This is a genomic window from Mesorhizobium sp. M0306 (assembly GCF_040321655.1).
In the GTDB taxonomy this organism is placed as follows: Bacteria; Pseudomonadota; Alphaproteobacteria; order Rhizobiales; family Rhizobiaceae; genus Mesorhizobium.
This window is the reverse complement of the sequence record NZ_JAMYRY010000089.1, coordinates 1-2,034: the sequence shown is the minus strand read 5'-3', so window position 1 is coordinate 2,034 and position 2,034 is coordinate 1. Positions and strand designations below refer to the sequence as shown.

General features: G+C 62.8%; 4 protein-coding genes. All 4 read left to right on the top strand.

Going from position 1 to position 2,034, the window contains the following annotated elements:
* The first annotated feature begins 180 nt into the window (after positions 1-180).
* The gene (gene tnpB / locus NKI95_RS34170) at positions 181-531 is read left to right on the top strand and encodes an IS66 family insertion sequence element accessory protein TnpB (protein WP_214393793.1); all 351 of its coding nucleotides are present in this window, start codon (positions 181-183) and stop codon (positions 529-531) included.
* Between the two features lie 92 nt (positions 532-623).
* Positions 624-1,064 (top strand): IS66 family transposase, encoded by a 441-nt coding sequence (locus NKI95_RS34165; protein WP_352722244.1) that lies wholly within the window; start codon positions 624-626, stop codon positions 1,062-1,064.
* On the top strand, positions 1,001-1,552 hold the full coding sequence (locus NKI95_RS34625; RefSeq protein WP_502909295.1) for an IS66 family transposase: 552 nt from the start codon (positions 1,001-1,003) through the stop codon (positions 1,550-1,552). The genes NKI95_RS34165 and NKI95_RS34625 overlap by 64 nt, the downstream gene beginning before the upstream one ends.
* Positions 1,488-2,034 (top strand): IS66 family transposase (locus NKI95_RS34620; protein ID WP_502909296.1); only part of this gene is annotated, 547 nt, incomplete at its 3' end. The genes NKI95_RS34625 and NKI95_RS34620, both read left to right, overlap by 65 nt.

The following is a 2,034-nucleotide window of genomic DNA, read 5'->3' as shown; positions in this document are numbered from 1 at the left end:
GGGCGGTGGCAACTTTCGCGCGGATCGAAGTGAACGATCTGCCCGAGGTCGAGCGTCCCGTCGCCGATTGCCCGGACCCGCCGGCAGGATCGTCGTGGCCTTTCCGAACGGCGCGCGATTGCGGATCGACGGGACCGTCGATCCGACAGCGCTGCGTATCGTCTTGGCGGAGTTGACCAGGTGATCACGGTGGTGCCGACCGACCGGATTTACCTTTGCTGCGGTGAGACCGACATGCGCCGCGGGATCAACAGCCTGGCGCGGATGGTGCAGCAGGTGCTCGCGCTCGACCCGCACACTGGCGCGATCTTCTGCTTCCGTGGACGCAAGGGTCATATCATCAAGATTCTAGCGCATGACGACCAGGGGTTCTGCCTTTTTACAAAACGGCTTTCCGATGGTTGTTTCGCCTGGCCGACCACCAAGGATCAGGTGACCGTGTCGCTCACCAAGGCACAGCTTTCGCTACTTTTGGACGGGATCGATTGGCGCCGGCCGAACAAGATTTATCGACCGCGTCTGGCCGGCTAAATTCGGCCGTTCTCATTGACTTTGTGTCGATTTTGCTTCCGTAGACGAGGTCTTTCGGGTATGTAATTTGGGTGTCGGAACAAGCTCCCTCAATGGCTGATTTCCTCGCCCGGATCGCCACTCTGGAGGCGGCCGTTTGTGCCCGTGACACCACCATCGCCGAACGGGATGAGCAGTTGCGAAGAGAGCGCGCCGAGGCCGCACTTCGCATCCAGCGCCTGCAGCTGCGGATCGATCGCTTCAACCGCAAAGCCTTCGGCCGCTCCTCCGAGAAGCTGGACCAGATGCGGCTTGAACTCGAAGATCTCGAGACCGATTTCGCCGCCAGCGCGCCCGATCTCGAACTGCCTATCGTCGCTGACACCGATAAGGTCCGGGTGTTGCGGTGCGCAAGCTCAATCCGAACCTGCCGCGCAAGCGGATCGTTCGCGAGCCCTCTTGCGCATGCTGCCCGGGCTGCGGCGGCGACATGCGCGCCATGGGCCGAGATAGTGAGGAGATGCTCGATCTGGTCGCCCAAGCCTGGCAGGTGATGGAGACCGTTCGACCCAAGTACAGCTGCCGGACCTGCGATAAAATCATCCAGGCGCCGGCACCAGCCAAGGCCATTGCACGCGGCAAGCTCAGCTATGCCGCGCTTGCCCATATCATGATGGCCAAGTGGGGTTATTATCTGCCTTTCTACCGTCAGGTACAGATGATGGCCGCCAAGGGCGTCGATATCGAGCGATCCACGCTTGCGCGCAGCGCCGGCTACGCCGCCGCCTTGCTCGATCCGATCTACAACCGCATCCGTGAGATCGGCCGTACCCGAACCAAGATCCACACCGACCACACGCGGCTTCCGATCTGCGCCCGGCAACAGCAGGACACACAAGGGCGCGCTCTGGGTTTACGTTGCCGACGATCGCAACTCGGGTTCGCAGGAGCCGCCGATCGCCTGGTATCGCGCCACCATGGGCCGCGCCGGCGAGAGCGTGATGAGCGAGCTCGCCGGATTTACCGGGACGCTCCAGGCTGACGGTTTCAGCGGCTACAACCAGCTCTACAAGGGTGGCGCCATTCGAGAAGCTGCCTGCCTGGCCCATCTGCGTCGCAAGATATTCGACGTTCACGACAGCCAGCCGACCGAGCTCAGCACGACGGTGATGGCCGGTATCCAGGCGATCTACTGGATCGAGGAAGAGATACGGGGGCTGCCGCCCGCCGAGCGATTGGCCGCACGACGAAGGCGGACCCGACCACTGGTCCGCGCGCTGCGACGACAGCTCATGCGCCAGGGCAAGGGTTTGTCGCGCCATGCCGATATCGCGAAGGCCTTCGCCTACGGCACCAGGCGATGGCGCGCGTTCAATCGCTTCCTCTATGATGGCCAGCTCGAGCCCGACAACCTCATCGCGGAGCGCGCCATTCGCGGATTACGGTCGGCAGGCGCAATTGGCTTTTCTCGGGCAGCTTCGCCGCGGCCGAGCGGTCAGCGGTCGTGCTCAGCATCATTGAGAC

Excerpts from the sequence above, each read along its gene's own strand:
- NKI95_RS34165 (WP_352722244.1), top strand. The coding sequence starts at position 624 with ATGGCTGATTTCCTCGCCCGGATCGCCACTCTGGAGGCGGCCGTTTGT.
- NKI95_RS34625 (WP_502909295.1), top strand. The coding sequence starts at position 1,001 with ATGCGCGCCATGGGCCGAGATAGTGAGGAGATGCTCGATCTGGTCGCC.